This is a genomic window from Micromonospora yongxingensis (genome assembly GCF_052601155.1).
Genome location: NZ_JBQXEO010000015.1, coordinates 1 through 18,148, shown reverse-complemented (window position 1 = coordinate 18,148; position 18,148 = coordinate 1). Strand labels below are relative to the sequence as shown.

Sequence of the window (18,148 nt, the reverse complement as noted above, 5' to 3'; positions counted from 1 at the left end):
GCCCTGACCGCGTTGCCCGTGCACGCCGCGGCGTTCGCCCTGGCGCCGACCAGACATCGAGCGCAATCGCGCAACGCCGGCTGTAGCCGCTCCGGCTGGTGCCGCCCGTCCGGGTGTAGAACCTCCTGCTGTGTGGCCGCCAGCGGCGTAGCGGAGATCTTGGCGTGGTGCCATTCCTGCTGGTGTGGTAGGTCGGCGCCCGTCGCGGGCGATTGCGACATACCGCCTAGCCGGTTGCGTTTTGGTTGGTATGCCTGTGGGGTGGCGGAGCTAGCGGACGACGAACAACCCAGCCTGGACCAGGGGCCGGCGAAGCGTGGCGGGCCGGCGTCCCGGACAGCGCCCGCGGGTCGTCGGACGGCGGGGCTCGGGCTGACGCTGGGCGCCCTGGGGGTGGTGTACGGCGATATCGGGACCAGCCCGCTGTACGCGTTGAAGACGGTGTTCACCCTCGACCGTGGCCTGGTTCCGACCGCGCCGGACGTGTTCGGCGTGATCTCGCTGGTGTTCTGGTCGATCATCCTGATCGTGTCGGTCAAGTACGTCATCTTCATCCTGCGGGCCGACAACGAGGGCGAGGGCGGGGTGATGGCCCTGGCCGCGCTTGCCGGGAGAGTGCTGGTCAAGGGCAGCGAAAGGCGCGCCGCCACGGCGCTGGCGCTGGGGGCTCTGGGTGCTGCGCTGTTCTACGGCGACAGTGTGATCACTCCGGCGATCTCGGTGCTGTCCGCGGTGGAGGGCCTTGAGGTCATCTCACCGGCGTGGGCGGTGGTGGTGCTCCCGGTGTCCGCGGTGATCCTCACCCTGCTGTTCGCCATCCAGCGTTGGGGCACCGGACGGGTCGGGGCGGTGTTCGGGCCGATCATGCTGCTCTGGTTCGCCAGTCTGGGCGTCGCCGGCGCGGCCGAGGTAATCCATCATCCGGGCGTGCTGGCCGGGCTGTCCCCCACCTACGCGGTCCTGTTCTTCGTGGACCACCCCGTCGTCGCGTTCATCGCGATGGGCGCCGTGGTGCTGGCGATCACCGGTGCAGAGGCGCTCTACGCCGACATGGGACACTTCGGTCGCGCCCCGATCCGCCGGGCCTGGTTCGCGATCGTGTTTCCCGCCCTGACGCTGAACTACCTCGGCCAGGGCGCGTTGATCCTGCGCGCACCCGCCAGCCGGGAGAACCCGTTCTTCCTCCTGTTACCAGACTGGGCGCAGCTGCCGATGGTCGTCCTGGCCACCGTGGCCACTGTCATCGCGTCCCAGTCGGTGATCTCCGGAGCGTTCTCGGTGTCCCGGGAGGCCATGCGGCTGGGCTTCCTGCCGCGACTGCGCATCCGGCAGACCTCCGCCCACCAGTACGGGCAGATCTACGCGCCCGGGGTGAACTGGGCCCTGTTCGCGGCAGTCCTGCTGGTGGTGTTCGCGTTCGGCTCATCCACCAACCTCGCCGCCGCGTACGGGGTGGCAGTCACCGGCACATTCCTAATCACCACGACCCTGTTCCTCGTCGTCGCGCGGGTCCACTGGCACTGGCCCATCCGGCGACTGGTGCTGTTCGGGGTCATCTTCGGCAGCCTCGAGCTGACCTTCTTCACCGCGAACCTCGCCAAGGTCACCCACGGCGGTTGGCTGACGCTGCTCATCGCGAGCGTCCTGTTCACGCTCCTGCTGACCTGGCGGCGCGGAGCCAAACTGGTCACCGCCCGGCGGATCGAGCGCGAAGGCCCCCTGCGCGACTTCATCGACGACCTGCACGCCGCCAAAACGCCGCGGGTGCCCGGCACCGCCGTGTTCCCCCACCCGAACAAGGAAACCACTCCCCTGGCGCTGCGGGCGAACGTCGCGCACAACCACGTACGCCACGAGAAGATCGTCATCGTCACCGGTAACACCGCGAACGTCCCCCACATCCCGTGGGACCAGCGCCTGACCATCGACGACCTCGGCAACCCAGACGACGGCATCATCCACATCACCGCCGTCTTCGGCTTCCAGGACCCCACCGACTTCCCCGAGGTCCTGCGCCGCTGCGCCACCCACCCCCTCGCCGAAGGAATCGACTACGAACAGATCTCCTACTTCGTCTCGCGGATCACGCTGCGCTGCACCCGGAGCCCGGGAATGGCCACCTGGCGTAAACGGCTGTTCATCGCCCTCGCCCACAACGCCGCCAGCCACGCCGAGTTCCTGCACCTGCCAGAGGAACTCACCATCGTCCTCAGCGCCGAAGTCCCCGTCTAGACTCCGCCTCGGCACCGGCCGTAATGACACCTGAAAGCCGTGCTACGGCTTGGTGAGACCGGGTAGCGGCGCCGCACCCATGGGTGAGGCACGATACCCCGCCCAGATCACCGAAGACCTGTCCCGAGCCGTCCCGGCTCGCCGTGGTGGCCCTCGCCCCGATCGCGGCGGCCATGCCGGTGCTCGGCCCGCAGATCGCCACCTTGTTCGCCTACGGCCGTAGCTGGCCGCCAGCGATCGCCCTGCTGGGGAGGGTGGTGGCAGCCTCCGAGGTGGCCCTGGTGCCCTTCACCGGCTACATGATCCTGCAACGCGGCTCCTACGCCCTGCAGGACACCAAGAACCCCCGCGCTGATCACCACCGCAATGACCGTCGTGGGCGTGGCCGGCTGCCTCGTCGCGACCGGGCTGCTGCCGCGCGCTGACATCGCCGTCGGGATTCCCCTGGCCTACGCGGCCGCCTACACCGCGGGCTTCATCGCCGCCGCCATCCTTCGCCGCAGGCTGGCCGCATCGACGGCCACCGGCTGCTCCGCACCCACGCACGGGTAGCAGTCGCCGCCGGAATCGCCGGCAGCTGCGGCGCCGTCACCTCGTACGCCCTGACACCCCTGATCGGTTCCGGATGAGCGCGGCGTTTCATCACGCTCACCACGGCAGGCGTAGGCACCGCCGTCTACGTTGCGATCGCCCGCCTGGTGCGCCTCACCGAACTGCAGCATCTCGTAGCCACCACCCTCGCCGGCATCCGAACTAGCTGAGCGCCTGTCCTTGGACCCCACGGTCAGGGACTGAGGGTGCTGCTCAGCGAGCTTTCGCCCTAACGCTCCTTCGCACTGGCGGCGATCGAAGGTGGCGTTGTCAGTGTGCGACCACGACCCCTTGCGGTGTACGGCCAACCGCCGAGTCGCCGCAGACACCCCAAGTAGGGTCGTGCCGCGGACTTTCGCTTACGAGCGACTCACCACTCGGGAGATGTCATGAAGCCCTGGCACGTCACCGCCGTTATCGTGATCCTCCTGCTGATCGGCTTCCTCGGATGGCTCGTCACTTCATACCGCAAGGGTCGCGACGGGCGCTAACGCTTGTTCGCGGCAAGGGGTTCCGCGTGGTCTTTCAAGCCGGTCCAGGTGCCGCTGCAGCACGCTCGATCGCGCGGTAGACCGTCGAGCGGGCCACGCCGGACAGCTCGGCGCTGGTGTGCTCCCCGGCCTTGTGCAGGGCCACCAAGGCTGGATTGCTGCTTTCGTTCTGGCTGTCATGGCGCACCAGGTGGCGGGGCTCGCGCCGCGGAGGCACTGACGTCGCAGGGTTGGCACGACCCGGCTTGAGCCGAGAGTGATCACGGTCAGGATGATGCTGATGGTGACGCTGATCGGCCGTGCACGCCGGTCTCCATCGAGCAAGCCGACTGCAAGGCCAGCGTGACTCAGGACCACCCGAGCAACTGGATCGGCGGCCCGTCGATCCCTGTTCTTCCGTCGACGGTCGCGGCAGTCGTCCGCAAGGCTCTGGCTGAGGGATGGCGACCTAGCCGGCCAGCGGCGCCCTTCCACATGACTGCGCCCGACGTGTCGCCAAGGCGGCGGACTCCCTGTCCCCCGGGCAACGATCACAGCGCGCTTACCTGCTGCTTTGTCGGCTCCCGGCTGCTGGGATGATCCACGCTCGTCCCGTGCCCGTCCATGGCATCCGACCCGATCGTCGCCCAGTTAGTCGCCCACGCCCCGCAGCACTGCGTCCGCCTCGCGCACCATGTCCTGTTCAAGTTGGGCGCGCTCGGCCGCGTTGTCCTCCCACAGGTCTGCCAGGAAGGCGAACGTGGCAAGGGGCGCCGGGAACCCCAGAGACCCGGCATAGGCGGCGATGGCATGCGCGCCATCCACCGGCGCGATGGCCCCGGACACCAAACGTCGCGCATACGAGACCACCACCTCCCAGACGGCCTGCTCGTCGTCTGGCAGCTCAGGCAAGCCCAACTCGTCGACCACCTGGTCCAGCAGCTCGCGCGCCTCGCGGTACTCGCCTCGCGAGAGCCCAGCGAGTTCCCGCAACGATGGTCCATCCAGCCCCTCGGCAAGCGCTTGCGCCGCAATCATCGGCAGCTCCTCGCTAGCCAGGTCACCGGCCAGGACCCGCACCCCGACGTCTCGCATGTCGATCACACGCCGAGTTTCGTGGCTCCGCTGATCCCCGTCCACCGCGTTGCGCTATACCCCTCGCTTGTAAGAGCTGCGCGCACCGTCCGGGCGTGTCCGTCCGCATCCCTGAGCCCGGGCGATTGTCCGCGCCCGGCGGCTGTCGGCCGTCCTCGTCCCGGCCTGTTGCTGTCACCGTTGCTGTCGACAGCCGCGCCCTGGGCCTGACTCAGTCTGGTCCGGCCGTGTCAGCCCTGCTGCCGTCGTAGAACCAGACCACAGCCTGCGGTAGTTCTCCCGCAACACGCGCCGCCAACAGACGTCCCTCGGCAGCGAAGGCTGCGTCCTCCTCTGCCCCGACGGCTCTGCTGTCACTCGGATCGGCAATGTTGACCATGGATTCCGACCACTGCTGCCAGGCCGCCAGTCGCCCCACGAGGCCGGGAGAGAGTCCGAGCGTGGCAGGATCGCTCGGCTCGTGAACGCCGCCGTCCTCTTCACGAACCCACAAGGGCCAGCACCCGTAGTCGTACATCACCTTGATCAGCACTAGGCCAGGCTACGTAGAGGAGTTGAAGCGGAACTAAGAGCCGCTGCCTTGCCACCAGCAGGAGAGGCCTCGACGCCTGCTCACACGGCGTCTTGGGATTGCCATCGCCGATGGCTACTTCACGACGTTTCACGCTGTCTTGTGCCCCATCTATGCCCCGCCGTCAGCATGCATGCTTGTAGTCCCATCCTCATGGGCTGGGCGAGGAAGCATTGCCAGGGTGGCAGCAAGATAGGCGTTGCGGCGTGCGATGAGCCGTTGCAGGTACGGCCGCAGGATGAGGCTGGCCAGGAGGCCACCAACGGGTCCCATTGGCGCAGTGAAGTCGATGACATCGCGCATGAGCGTGGCCGAGGAGTCAACCCGGTTCGGCGTGAAGCTGTGCTCATGGCGCCATCGACCGAATGGACCGCGGATCTGCTCGTCCGTGAAGCCGTGCGGCTGCCGGTAGTCAGTGATCCGAACGGTCATCCGCCAGGGAAGGCCGAAGTGCCTGGCCTCCCACGTGACCGCATCGCCGGACGTCAACCGGCCGGTCGTTACGCCGCCGACCGCCCGTTCGGCACTACCTTCCATGGACTCGGCGTGCATCTCAACATCGAGGCAGGCGTAGAAGACGGTCTCCAGGGCTGCCTGCACGTCCGTAGTGAGCTCGATGCGCGGCACACCACCACCGTAGGCTTCTGGTCGCGCAGCGAGCGCAGCAGGATGAGCACTTGGCCCCAAGGCAACCAACGTTGCTCCGCCACCTGCTGCTTCGCCTGTTCCTAGCCGTATGACGGTCCCCCTGTCGTGTGTTCTCATCCCCCGGCGTCCGTCGTGATCGTCACTCAGATAGTCACTCAGTGCCGCCCGTAGCATCAGTGGGCTGGGCCGGCGGCCGCTCGTAGCCGCAGACGTCGTACAGCCAGTAATCGAAGTATCTGAATACCGCATCGTTGTCGTGGGGATCCAGTGCGAGCCATTCGCGTGCGGCGCGAGTCATCTCGGCGAAGGCGCGATCCTGCTCGTCTGGTTTGAGTTCAACCCAGTCGGTGAGCGCGCCCCACACGCAGTACATGCTGTCTGCGTACTCGCCGATGGTCATGACGTCGAGCGTTTCGCCCATGAACAGCAAGCCGAGGTCGTACGGTTCGTCCGCACGAAGGATCTGTTCGGCGAGGTCGCGGGCGCGTTCAGGTAGGCCGACCATGCCTCGTCGTCTGAACCGCTCACATGTCGGAGGATCACATGCGGGCAGGTCCGGCTGCAATCTTGGCGCTGCACGTATCGGGCACGCCCACAGACTGCGGGCTGTTGCCATCCCGATGCTCCTACGGAGGTCTAGGCGTGAGGGCGGCGAAGTCGGCGAGCAGGGCGTTGTAGACGTCGCGGATGATGTAGCGCGTGAGGCAGCGCGGATTTCCTGCTTGCTCAGCTCCTTTGAGATGCGTCGGTGCAGGTAGGGGCGGTGACGGGCTTCGCCCGTGCTAGCGACTTGAACTGTGGCACCAGCACGTCACCGGGCCCCTACCACCTCTGCGGACCCTCCGCTCCGACGTGCGCGCAACGATCGAGGAGCTGGTCCTCGATCTGTTGGCGAAGGCCCCCGAGGACTGGCCCGCACGGATCTTGGCCGAAGACTTCACGGAGCTAACCCTGATGCGCCGTCGCTCCTTGCGGTCGGCAGGATGACGAGGTGACCTCACCTGTTGTCTCATACAACAACCTCGACCTGTTGGCCGACGCTGGACGCTGGCACGACCTGCTGAGTTTCGCTGCCACAGTCGATGCGGGGCCTGTCGGCGAACGGCGGGAGGTAGCCCACGTCGTGGCATTGGAGGCACCAGCCGGGATCGCCGCCGCCGCGGCCGAACTGTTTCCCGACGATGACCGGGGGTACCCGGGGCCGCCGTGGGAGGTTTTAGCGCAGCTCCATACGTGGCGAGAGCTGTCTCCACACCTGATCAACCTGCGCATGCGGCACCTGGTAGCCCATACTCGCGTGCTGCACGGTGAGGATCTCCGTCCCGCCGACCTTGATTCCCAACTGCTCGGTGCTCCGCTGTGCCTGCAACCGTGGGAAGCGGCTGGCTGGTACAGCGCATTGGACATTTCCGAGTACGACCGGACCGGCAGCTCGGGCTGCACCATGTGGGCCTTTCCGAGCCGTCTGGCCGGCCCGATGCCGCTTCCAGCGGCCGCCGTTCGGCCGGCACAGCATGACGCGGTGCCGCTCCTGGACGGGTTGTCATCGGCCACGCAGGCGTATGCGTTCCACGGCACCGCATGGGAAGCAGCCTCGATGGTGGCCACCGACCAGGCCAGGATGCCCAGGGGCCAACGGCGGGAGGGCCGGCGGGGCCGCGAGGGATCACAGGTCCGCTTCGCCGATGTCTACTCCGCCCTGGTGCACCTGGCCACCGGTGATGGCGCGTACGCGCGTCGAACCGGACAGGCGTTGGGACGGACAGTTCTGTGGAGGGCACTTGGCGGTATGGCTGAAGTGGCTCCTGCCACGGATCCGCACAGCGTCACAGCGTTTGTCGAACGCCTGAACTGCGTCGCCTGGCAGGAGCCCGACGACGAGATTTGGTACCTGCACCTGGCGATGGAAGACCCCGAGCAGGGCATCGCTTGGGTCCTCACCGGCAACGACTTCGACTGACCAAACAAGAAGGGTCGGTCAACGCCATACACCCGTGCACGTCGAAGATCCGGGAGCCACCGGCCGGCAGAAGCGCGCATCGACGGCATCCGCCCTGGGCTTCGAGGTCTGGTTCAGGTCACGACGCGGATGCAGGTCAGCGTTCGGGATCGGTCCCGCACGACGTTCAGCGCCCGGATCAGCCACGGGCTGCGCTGGACCCGCTGCCGCAACTCGTCGTCCCATGCGATGCCCCTGGGTCGGCGATCTGCCGGCGTCCGCGAGGGTCGCAGCCAGCGCCACCGTTGTATGTAAGGTGCGGAAATGACAAGAAGCGAGCGGCTCGCGGAGCAACTGGACTGGTACTGGCACAGAAACCTGCGGCCGCGGCTGGACGGTCTTACCGATGAGGAGTACTTCTGGGAGCCGGTGCGCGGCTGCTGGAGCATCCGCCCACGCGGCACGTCGGCCGCACCGATGTCGGCAGGTTCGGGAGAGTGGACCGTGGACTCCGCGTCCCCTGACCCGGCGTCGGCGCCGGCGCCCGCGCCGGTGACCACGATTGCCTGGCGGCTGGCGCACATCATCGTCTCGTGCCTGGGCTATCGGGTCGGATGGCACTTCGGCGGCCAGGACGTCGAGTCCCAGACATTCGCCTACGCGGGGACCGCTGACGAGGCGCTAAAACAGCTCGATGAGATGTATGGGAGATGGAACGCGGGGGTCCGCGAACTCTCGGACGCTGACCTGGAGAATCCGCCCACGGCGGGTCCCGAGCGGCGTCCCATGGAGAGCATCGTCCTGCACGTCAACAGGGAGTTGATCCATCATGGCGCCGAGATTTCCCTGCTGCGCGACCTCTATCGCTGGCAGGACGGAGCCGTACCCGCGCCGAATACGACTCTTCGGTAATCGGCGATCGAGCTTCGGAAACTTACGTGGACTCCGTGACGCTCCGTGGGCTGCAGTCCGTCGTCGTCCAACTCGACGACTACGTCGACTTCGCCGGATTCACGAAAAATTCTCAGCCCTACCTTGCGGCCACCAGATTCGGGCATCGTTAAGGCGCCTTGGACTGCCCGCCGATTCTTGGTCCGCCCGGCCCTTGTCGGCGATCGGCGCGGTCGAGGCGGCGGCCTCGCGTACGGCTTGGGGAACGTTGGCGGGGAACGCGGTGGGCGGGACGCTCGGCCCGCGCCCACCGCGTGCCGCGATCGTTCAGCGCACCGGTGCGCCCTGCGACCTCGGTTCGTTGGCTGAGGTCGGCCCCGCCGCCGGGACTGACCGGTCGGCGTCGCCATGCCCCGGCCACCAGGCGGTGTGGCCAAGGAGCGCGGTGACCCCGGGGACGAGGAACAGGGACATGATGAACGCGGACAGGACGATTCCCACCGAGACCGCGAAGCCCATCTCGGTTAGGAACGACACCCCGGCGAAGAGCATCGACGTGAACGTGCCGGCGAGGATCAGACCGGCGGCGGCCACTGACGGTCCAGCGTGTTGGATCGCCAGCGAGGCGGCGGTGCGCGGGTCGTTGCCGGCTCGTGCCTCTTCGCGGAGCCGGGCGATCATGAGGATGTTGTAGTCGGTGCCGATCGCAACCACGAACAGGTACAGGATGATCGGCAGGGAGAATGACAGGCCCGATCGGCCACCGATGCCCTGGAAGGCCAGGACGGTCGCGCCGAGCGTCGCCATGAAGCCGAGGCCGACGGCGATCATGAGGTACACCGGGGCGACGAGGCTGCGCAGGAGCAGCCCCAGAATCACGGCGATGAGCACCCCGGCCACCGGGAAGATCACCCACAGGTCGCGGTTGTTCGCGTCGCGGATGTCGGCGAAGACCGAGCTGACGCCGCCAACCAGCGCGGTCGTCCCGGCCGGGGCCTGGTCGTGGGCCACCTGCCGGAGGTCGTCACCGGCCAGGTCGAGCGCTGCCGTCGAGTACGGGCTGGTGTTCAGCAGCAGGTTGATCTGGGCGATCGTGCCGTCCGAGCTGACGGTGACAGGACTGCCGTCAGGGGCGGGCATCAGGCTCCCGACCCCGGCGACCTGGGCCAATGATTGCGCGTAGCCGCTGAGTGTTGCCGGGTCGAGGCGTTGGCCGTTATCGGCGCGGACGTAGACGGTGGTCGGATTGAGGGCTCCAGCGGGGAACCCGGTCTTCAGGTCATCCAGGGCGCGCGCCGACTCGGTGTTGGCGGGCAGCTGCGCGACCTGGTCGTAGTCGACCTTCAGGCCGAACACACCCAGCGCCAACGCGACCATGACGCCGCCCGAGGCGAGGGCGACCACCGCCGGCCGACGTCCGGTGAACCGGCCCAGGCGTTGGAACACGCTGCCCCGAGGAGTGCGCTGCCAGGATTTCGACGGCCAGAACACCTTGGGGCCGATGAGCGAGACGATGGCCGGCACCAGCGTGACCGCGGCGATCGCCATGACGACCACCCCGATGGCGAGGCCCGGGCCGAGACTCCGGAAGCCGCCGAACACCGCGAGCAGAAGTGCGCCGAACGCGATCACGATCGCCGCGGCAGCCGACGCGATGACCTCACCAACCCGGCTGACTGCCGTGGCGAGCGCGTTCTTCGGGGCGTCACCGGCACGTAGCCGCTCGCGGTAGCGGAACAGCAGGAAGACGATGTAGTCGGTGCCGACGCCGTAGAGCACCACGGTGAGGATGGTCAGCAGCGACTGGTCCACCTGCATGCCGAACGCCTTGACGAACAGGGTGATGACCGCACTCGACACCGCTGAGACCACGCCGACGACCACGACCGGCAGGAGGGCCGCGACCGGGCTGCGGTAGATGATGAGCAGGAGGCCGACGACCAGGGCCAGGGTCACGATGCTGACAACCAGCAGTGCGGTGTCGAATGCGTCCTGGTTGTCGACGAGGAGGGCGACATCTCCGGTCACCGCGTACGACAGGCCAGATCCTTGCAGCGTGGATTTCGCCTGGTCGCGGATCGACACGACCGCGTCACCGAGCACCGGGTCGGCGGGCGGGCCGGTGAGCGAGACGTTGACGAGCTGCACCAGCTTGTTCGGTGAAACGGCCTGCGGCCCGGTGACCGCGGTGCCGACCCGGTCGATGCCGGCGCTCTGGAGTGTCTGGGCGAGTTGGCCGACCCGGTCGGTGTCGGCGGCGCCGAGGGGCTGGCCGTCGACGCGCTTGACGACGATGGTGGCGCTCGCCCCGTCGCCCTGGCCGAACGCGCGTTCTGCCACCTGCTGCGCCTGCACCGACTCGTAGCGGGACGGCAGGAAGCTGGCCTGATCGGTGCTGACCTGATCAGCGAGGGACGGCGCGAAGAACGAGCCGACGAGCAGCACGAGCCATACCGCGATCACTTTCCATGGATTGTGGACGATGGCGCGTCCGAATCTGGCGAACATGCAGGAGAACTCCTGTCATCGATGGTGTGTTGCCGCGACGTCCACCCGTCATGGAGTGCCAACTAGGCGGCGGAGAACAGTGGAGTGGGTTGCCACTTACGGAGGCAGTGCCGTTCAACGACTTTGGTGCCTGCGGCCGGGACGGGAGACCTCCGCCGCGTCTGATCGAAGCCCTCGATGTGCAGCTTCTTGCCGCACAGCCTCACCTCCCGTGGTGCCATTGTGGCACCGTTTGGCTCAACGTGCAATCAGCCTGGCTCAGGATGATGCCATCACGTCACGCGGTCAACGCCCTCGAAACCGGCCTGACCACAGCCACGAGCGAAGCGCGCTGAACGTCCGATACGAACCGCCTGCGGGTGTTCAGGGGGCGCTGACGGGTGGGCCGGCCCGATCAGCGCCAGCGATGTGGGGGCGACCAAAGGCGGCGTCTAGGCCTCACGACCCGGCCAGGATCAGCCCGTAGCAGACCCGAGCCTCCTGTCGGCGCGAGTAGTCGGAACCAAGGTGCGTGGAACGGCGCCCGCAGGTCAGTCCGGCGGCCCGGGGAGCCGCTCCAGCCGGGCCAAACCCGCCCAGCCACGCTCGCGCATCAGATCCAGCAGCCGCCCCACCCGCGGGTCGGCCTCAACGGCCAGCGCGTCCAGAAGATCGAACGGCAAATCGTCCTGCGCAACCTCGCCCAGGTCGATCTCCCCGGAGCGGTACGCCTGCTCGGCCAGGCCGGCCAGGATGTCGGCAGCCTCCTCCAGCAGCGCGTCGTCGCTCACGTCGCTCTCGAAGATCTCCGACAGGAGCCGATAGAGCCGAAGGAGCTGCGGGTCATCGAGCTGCGCGGTCTTGCCGGGCATCCATTCGTGGACGCGATCGGGCCAGCGAGCCGCCATCAGGATCCACCCATCCCGCTCACCCTCCACCAACCGTTCTGACGCCCCGATCTCCCGCAGCCGATCGAGATAGGCGATCACCACCGGTGGAAGCGTCAGACGGTCACCGGCAGCAAGCTGTGCGATCTGCTTGCGGCTGGTCTCCAGCCGTTCGATCTCCTCGCACAGATGATTGTCGATCCTCTGAATCGCTGCGGCGAAGGTCGCAACGTCGGCCTCGAGCATCTGACCGATCTCAGACAGCGGCACACCGGCGTTGGCGAGGGTGCGGATCTTGATGAGGGACACGACCGCCATGGCGCCATATCGCCGGTAACCCGACGCATCCCGCTGCGGCTCGGGCAGTAGCCCGATCTGGTGGTAATGCCGCACCGCCCGTACCGTGACGCCGGCATAGGCCGCCAGTTGACTGATCGTCAGCATGCTCTGATCCTGCCCCTACTCCCCCAGCCCTGGTCGAAGCCGAGTCAGGAGATTCTGCGCCGGTAGGTGAGGTTGGCGAACAGGTAGGCGAGAACGAGGATTCCGACGCACCAGGCGAGGGCGATCCAGATGTCGGTGCCGACCGACTGTTGGGTGAACAGATCCCGGATCGCGTTGACGATGGAGGTCACCGGCTGGTGCTCGGCGAAGGCCCGAACCGGGCCGGGCATGGACTCGGTGGGCACGAAGGCCGAGCTGACGAACGGTAGAAAGATGAGCGGGTACGAGAACGCGCTCGCGCCGTCCAGAGTCTTCGCGGTGAGGCCGGGGATCACGGCAATCCACGTGAGCGCCAGGGTGAACAGGACCAGGATGCCGGCGACGGCGAGCCAGCCCAGCACGCCCGCCCCCGAACGGAAGCCCATGATCAGGGCGACGAGCACGACCACCACGAGCGAAATCAGGTTGGCGACCAGCGAGGTCAGAACGTGCGCCCACAGCACGGAGGATCGGGCGATCGGCATGGACTGGAACCGTTCGAAGATGCCGCCCTTCATGTCCAGGAAAAGCCGGAAGGCGGTGTAGGAGATACCCGAGGCGATCGTGATGATCAGGATGCCGGGCAGCAGGTATTCAACGTACGAGTCGGACCCGGTCTCGATCGCGCCGCCGAAGACGTAGACGAACAGCAGCATAAAGGCGATCGGCATGATCGCGGTGGTGATGATGGTGTCCGGGCTACGGGCGACGTGGCGCAGCGAGCGTCCCAAGAGGACGGCGGTGTCGCCGAGGAAGTGCCTGTTCATTGTTGTTCCTTCTCCGTTTTGGCGCCGACGAGGGTGAGGAAGACGTCCTCGAGGGTGGGCTGCTTCTCGACGTACTCGACCTCGGCGGGTGGCAGGAGCTGCTTGAGCTCGTTGAGGGTGCCGTTCACGAGGATCCGCCCCTCGTGCAGGATTGCGATCCGGTCAGCGAGCTGCTCGGCCTCGTCGAGGTACTGCGTCGTGAGCAGCACGGTGGTGCCGCCCTCGGCGAGCTTCTTGACGGCCTGCCACACCTCGATGCGGGCCTCCGGGTCCAGCCCGGTCGTCGGTTCGTCGAGAAAGATGACCGGCGGATTCCCGATGAGGCTCATCGCGATGTCCAGACGACGGCGCATGCCACCGGAGTACGTCGCCACCCTCCGGCTGCCCGCCTCGGTCAGCGAGAAACGCCGCAGTAGCTCGTCCGCGATGGCGCCCGGCCCGCTGAGGTGCCTGAGCTTGGCAACCAGGACGAGGTTCTCCCGCCCGGTCAGGATCTCGTCGACCGCCGCGAACTGCCCGGTGAGACTGACCGACTCGCGTACCTTGGCGGCCTGCGCCGCGACGTCGAAGCCGTTGACTCGGGCGGTCCCTGAGTCGGCCTTGAGAAGCGTGGACAGGATCTTGACTATCGTGGTCTTGCCCGCCCCGTTGGAGCCGAGCAGAGCGAGGATGCTCCCCCGAGCCACGTCGAGGTCCACGCCACGTAGCACCTTCACCTGCTTGAACGACTTCTCCAGGCCCTGCACACGTATCGCGGCCTGCTCGACCTGATCACTTGTTGGCGGGATGCTCATGGCAGCCAGCATGAAGGGTTGACGCAGCGTCAGGGTCAAGCCCGCGGAGCAGGATCTACGGATTAGCGGTCGGGGCGGCCATCTACCGTGAGCCGTGAACGCCGCCGCTCATGATCGCTCCTGCCGGCAGGTGCCCGGCCGCCTGCCAGCGGCGGGCGGCCTCGGCGAAGTGGGTAGCGCTTGTTACGCACGTGCGGAGGGGACGACGGCACAAGGATCAGGCCGGAGCGAAGGATCCCTCGGTCAGCGCCGACGACCTCTCGAGGATGCATACCGCAGGAATCGAATAGCGACGCTTCACCAGCACACCTATCGCACCACGCGTCCTGGCGGACACCAGCAGGTCCGGCGGTTACATCTGCGTATGACGCTGGAGTGAACCCGTCCCAGAACCTTGGTGGTGACAGCACTGGTCCCCAGCTATCCGCGTGAGTTCGCCGACGTCCGGCATATGTGAAGGGCTCTGTGACGGACGGTGATCCCGGCGGGCTTCGTGCGGGCGGGCTGGCTGAATTCGGCCTTCGTCCGCCTACCGCTTGGCAGAGTGGGGGACGTGACCAGGAGCCGGTTGGCGTGGCATTCCGGTGAGCGTCCTGCGCGATTTCTCGGGGGCATTCAACTATCCCCCGGTGGGCCCGGGGTGACCCGGTTGGAGCTGTTCCTCGACCTGGTGTTCGTGTACGCGTTCCTGAACGTGACGAACCTTGTCACGGAGGACTTCCGGATCGAGGGCCTGCTCCAGGGCGTGCTGGTGGTTCTGTTGCTCTGGCGGTGCTGGAGCTTGTACACCGTGCTCGGCAACCTCGTCAGGTTGGACCAGGGAATCGTGCGGCCGCTCATCTTCGGGGTGGCCGCGACCATCCTGTTGACCGGGATCGCCGCGCCGGTGACCTTCACCGATCGGCCGGGTGGCTTGTTCGGGCCGTTGATCTTCGTCGTCGCCTTCCTGTTGGCCCAGCTCGGCGCGCTACTGATGTTGACGTACACCGTTTCGGATGGGACCCGAGGACCCCTTTTACGTGCATGGTTGCCGTTCTCCGGCGGCGCGGTCCTGCTGCTGTGCGGTGCGCTACTCCCTCGCCACCTGCCAGCGGGCGTCGACAGAGGGTCCGTCCAACTGGCCCTGTTCTTCGCCGCCACCGTGGTCGATTTCATCGGCGTGCGGGCGCTCGGCGCGGGCAACTGGCGGATCGTGTCCGTCCCTCACTGGGCCGAGCGGCACCGGCTGGTCGTGCTCATCGCGTTGGGCGAGACGATCATCTCGATCGGCACTGCCCGTGGCCTCATCGGTAACCCCCCGATCACCTGGTCGGTGATCGGGGGCTCCGCCCTGAGCCTCGTCGTCGTGGCGGTGCTCTGGTGGCGCTACTTCGACATCGCCGGATTCGCCGCCGAGCAGGCGCTGCAGCGGTGGCCGGCAGCCAGCAGGTCACGGCTCGGCCGCGACGCGTACAGCATCCTGCACGTGGTCATGATCATCGGTCTCGTTCTCATCGCGCTGGGGCTCAAACGCGCGTTGAGTTCGGTCGAGCCCGCCACCGCGTACCGGTGGGACCAGATGAGCGCACTCGTCCTCTACGGAGGTGTCCTGGTCTACCTGCTCGGGCTGGTGACCCTCGAGCACCGCACCATCCGGCTGCTGGGTCGTAGCCCGTTGCTGGGGATCGTCCTGGTGACTGCCTTGGCTCCGGTCGCGGTCCGCCTGCCGCCAGTGGGCGCGGTGGGGCTGCTCGCCGCGGTTCTCACCAGTATGGTCCTGGCCGACCTCACCGTCTTCCGACGGCGGCATCACTTGCTGCACAAGCAGGCGGCGGAGGCGGCGGTCCATGCCGCCACCACCGGGGTGACACCAAAGGAACTCTTCCTCGATCTGGTGGTCGTCTACACGTTTATCCAGGTCACCGTGTTGATGACCCGGCATCCCACCGGGGTCGGGGTCGCTGAGGCCCTGGCGGTGCTCAGCCTGCTGTGGGTCGCCTGGTCCCTCTACACCCAGGTGGGGAACGTCCTTCGAAGCGAGTCCATCCCCGTTCGGTTGAGTGTCCTGCTGGTCGTGGCGCTGACCCTGACGATCGGCATCGCTATCCCGCAGGCGTTCGACGTTGTACCCGACGGCCTGCCCGGTCCGATGATCGTCGTGCTCTGCTACATCGCGCTGCGCGTGCTGCACCTGATCGCGCTCCGGCTGGTCGTCCGTCCGGACCGGGCACCGCACGCCCAGATGCTGCGGGCGGGCGTTCCGACGGTGGCCGCGCTCGTCCTGTTGTTGTTCGCCGCGCTGGCTTCCTCGCGGCCGCATGCCCCGGAGGAGCTGAGTCCGCTCGTGGCGAGCCTCTGGCTGACGGCCATCGTGGTCGACCTCACCGGGGGCTACCTCGTTCGGCGGTTCTGGCAGGTGAGTTCGGCCAAACACTGGACCGACCGGTACGCCCTGATCATCCTCATCGCACTGGGCGAATCGATCATTTCGGCGGGGGTGGCCGTCTTTGGCCGCGCGATTTCCTGGTCGGTAATCGTCGCCAGCGCCACCAGCATGGTCCTGCTGGCCACGCTCTGGTGGGCGTACTTCGACACGGACGCCATCGTCGGAGAGCGCGTCATGCAAGACCGGACCGACAACCAGCGGGCCGCCCTGGCCCGCGACGCATACGCCTACCTGCACCTGCCCATGATCGTCGGGTTGATGCTACTCGCCTTCGGCATACAGAAGACCCTCGACGTGGTCAGTGACCCGTCGGGACCGGCGCGTACCCCGCTGGGGCACGCCATCCTCTTCGCCGGAGTGCTCATTTATCTCCTCGCCAACCAGGCATTCTGGTGGCGCACCCGGCGCCAGATCCGCTGGGTCCGGGCCACCGGGATCCTGCTGGTGGCGATCCTCGCACCGGTGACCAGCCCACTGCCGCCGCTGTGGGCGCTGACCATCCTGACAGCCGCCACCGCCGCCGTCATGATGATCGACTCCCACCACGCCGCCGACCTACGGCGGCGGCTACACGAGCCACCACCTTCAACCATCCTGACCAACAACCGGCCCACGAACGCCATAAGCTAACCCGCCGCGATCCCCACCGCCATCGTCCGAGCCGCGCTACCCACGAGGTCGTCGTGCCGAGGACGGGATGAACTCCGTTCCTGGCCGAGCGCCTTGCCAATCCTCTCTCGCCGGCGTGCCGCCATTGAGGCAGCAGAGAGTGCCCGCCCACGCACAGCCTGACCGGTGCCGCTCGGCCGCAGGATAATGCCCGACCCCCTGGGATTCACCCTGGCCAGCGACCTCGACCTTCCGGCCGAGCCAGCGCGCCCCATCTTCGCCCGGACCCTCACTTACCAAGCTCTCAGGCAACAAGATCGCCTGTGAGTGGGGTCGGCTCTCACAACGTTCGCGCCGGCCACCCGCCCGTCAGGGATGCTGATCTCTCACAGCGCAGGCCAAGGGCGTTCTTGGGCCGCGGTGCGGCCGGGGAGCGCTGTGAGAGCCCGCCGCTACCTTCGTTGGCAACACCCTCACCCACATAACGCTCCACCCGGTTCGGTCCCACCTCAGGGATCCCTCGCCGCATCTACCCGATGCGCCCCGCCCACCCGCTCCGGCCGGTCGGCACGCGCACCGCGCGGCGACCCCGCAGGTCGCACCAACCACCCCGCACCACCTGACCCCAGGTTCCTCGACCCGGCCCATGCACCCGGTGGGCCGGTCGCCTCTGCGCGCCCCGGGCGCGCACCGCACCAAGGAGGACGCTCATATGACCCCAACCGTCAACGGCACCCCGCTGACCCGCTACGGCAGCCGCCTGTCCACCCTTCCCGCCAAGCCAGCTCCCGGACGACGGGAAGCCGCCACCCATCCGGCCCCGCCGGCTGAACCTTGACCCCTCAGCTCGGAGCGGGTTGCAGAGCGGGTTCCATGTGGGCGGTCGGCGTGACGGTGCGCCTTGAGGACTCGATCCAGGCAACGAGGGTGGTCGAGGTGACGCTCCCTGGTCGTAGAGAGCCGGCTCGACGCAGCGAACGGCTCGCCGGGATTGCGCCCGCCCAGCCGCACCGCATGCCAACGAGGCCCCGGCAAGCAATTGCGGAGGCCGGGAACCGCGCGATGGAACGCGACCCGGCTTCCGCATTGCTCCAAGTCTCAGCTCAAAGCAGGCCGCCGGTTAGGCGCCCAGGAGTCCGCCATCCACGCTGGCATGCGCGTCGCTGTTGACACCGAGGTCCCCCGCGATGCTGCCGACGCCGTGTAGCGTGCCGCCAAGGTCACCCGTCACGCCGCCGACACCGAGCCCGCCGACCGTG

General features: G+C 67.4%; 12 protein-coding genes and 1 pseudogene. 5 read left to right on the top strand and 8 right to left on the bottom strand.

Annotated features, from left to right (window positions below):
* Positions 1 to 261: 261 nt before the first annotated feature.
* Both ACTWLT_RS19000 and ACTWLT_RS18995 read left to right on the top strand, forming a co-directional pair.
* Positions 262 to 2,232, top strand: coding sequence for a potassium transporter Kup (locus ACTWLT_RS19000; RefSeq protein WP_445319546.1), 1,971 nt, complete (start codon positions 262 to 264; stop codon positions 2,230 to 2,232).
* Positions 2,233 to 2,323: 91 nt separating this feature from the next.
* Positions 2,324 to 2,993: pseudogene (locus ACTWLT_RS18995) on the top strand (lipid II flippase MurJ); the annotation flags it as partial.
* 951 nt (positions 2,994 to 3,944) lie between these two features.
* On the opposite strand, the gene ACTWLT_RS18990 reads toward ACTWLT_RS18995, so the two are convergent.
* From ACTWLT_RS18990 to ACTWLT_RS18975, 4 genes are all read right to left on the bottom strand, one after another.
* Entirely contained in the window at positions 3,945 to 4,397 is a 453-nt protein-coding gene (locus ACTWLT_RS18990) for a hypothetical protein (RefSeq protein ID WP_445319545.1), read from the bottom strand.
* A 202-nt stretch (positions 4,398 to 4,599) separates the two neighbouring features.
* On the bottom strand, positions 4,600 to 4,920 hold the full coding sequence (locus ACTWLT_RS18985; protein WP_445319544.1) for an immunity protein CdiI family protein: 321 nt from the start codon (positions 4,918 to 4,920) through the stop codon (positions 4,600 to 4,602).
* Between the two features lie 150 nt (positions 4,921 to 5,070).
* The gene (locus ACTWLT_RS18980; RefSeq protein WP_445319543.1) at positions 5,071 to 5,586 is read right to left on the bottom strand and encodes an SRPBCC family protein; all 516 of its coding nucleotides are present in this window, start codon (positions 5,584 to 5,586) and stop codon (positions 5,071 to 5,073) included.
* A 172-nt stretch (positions 5,587 to 5,758) separates the two neighbouring features.
* Entirely contained in the window at positions 5,759 to 6,112 is a 354-nt protein-coding gene (locus ACTWLT_RS18975) for a hypothetical protein (protein ID WP_445319542.1), read from the bottom strand.
* Between the two features lie 486 nt (positions 6,113 to 6,598).
* On the opposite strand from ACTWLT_RS18975, the gene ACTWLT_RS18970 reads away from it, so the two are divergent.
* Positions 6,599 to 7,567 (top strand): DUF6183 family protein, encoded by a 969-nt coding sequence (locus ACTWLT_RS18970; protein ID WP_445319541.1) that lies wholly within the window; start codon positions 6,599 to 6,601, stop codon positions 7,565 to 7,567.
* Between the two features lie 303 nt (positions 7,568 to 7,870).
* Positions 7,871 to 8,458 (top strand): DinB family protein, encoded by a 588-nt coding sequence (locus tag ACTWLT_RS18965; RefSeq protein ID WP_445319540.1) that lies wholly within the window; start codon positions 7,871 to 7,873, stop codon positions 8,456 to 8,458.
* Between the two features lie 306 nt (positions 8,459 to 8,764).
* Here the strand turns inward: ACTWLT_RS18965 and ACTWLT_RS18960 are convergent, their stop codons facing one another.
* The 4 genes from ACTWLT_RS18960 to ACTWLT_RS18945 all read right to left on the bottom strand — a co-directional run bounded on the left by ACTWLT_RS18960 (position 8,765) and on the right by ACTWLT_RS18945 (position 13,855).
* Positions 8,765 to 10,900 carry an MMPL family transporter gene (locus ACTWLT_RS18960; RefSeq protein ID WP_445319539.1) on the bottom strand — a complete coding sequence of 712 codons (2,136 nt, stop codon included), beginning with the start codon at positions 10,898 to 10,900 and terminating at the stop codon, positions 8,765 to 8,767.
* A gap of 575 nt (positions 10,901 to 11,475) precedes the next feature.
* The gene (locus ACTWLT_RS18955; protein ID WP_445319538.1) at positions 11,476 to 12,255 is read right to left on the bottom strand and encodes a MerR family transcriptional regulator; all 780 of its coding nucleotides are present in this window, start codon (positions 12,253 to 12,255) and stop codon (positions 11,476 to 11,478) included.
* Positions 12,256 to 12,299: 44 nt separating this feature from the next.
* On the bottom strand, positions 12,300 to 13,061 hold the full coding sequence (locus ACTWLT_RS18950; protein ID WP_445319537.1) for an ABC transporter permease: 762 nt from the start codon (positions 13,059 to 13,061) through the stop codon (positions 12,300 to 12,302).
* On the bottom strand, positions 13,058 to 13,855 hold the full coding sequence (locus ACTWLT_RS18945) for an ABC transporter ATP-binding protein (protein ID WP_445319536.1): 798 nt from the start codon (positions 13,853 to 13,855) through the stop codon (positions 13,058 to 13,060). Before ACTWLT_RS18945 ends, ACTWLT_RS18950 begins: the two co-directional genes overlap by 4 nt.
* Before the next feature lie 640 nt (positions 13,856 to 14,495).
* On the opposite strand from ACTWLT_RS18945, the gene ACTWLT_RS18940 reads away from it, so the two are divergent.
* Positions 14,496 to 16,910, top strand: coding sequence for a low temperature requirement protein A (locus tag ACTWLT_RS18940; protein WP_445319535.1), 2,415 nt, complete (start codon positions 14,496 to 14,498; stop codon positions 16,908 to 16,910).
* Positions 16,911 to 18,148: the final 1,238 nt, after the last annotated feature.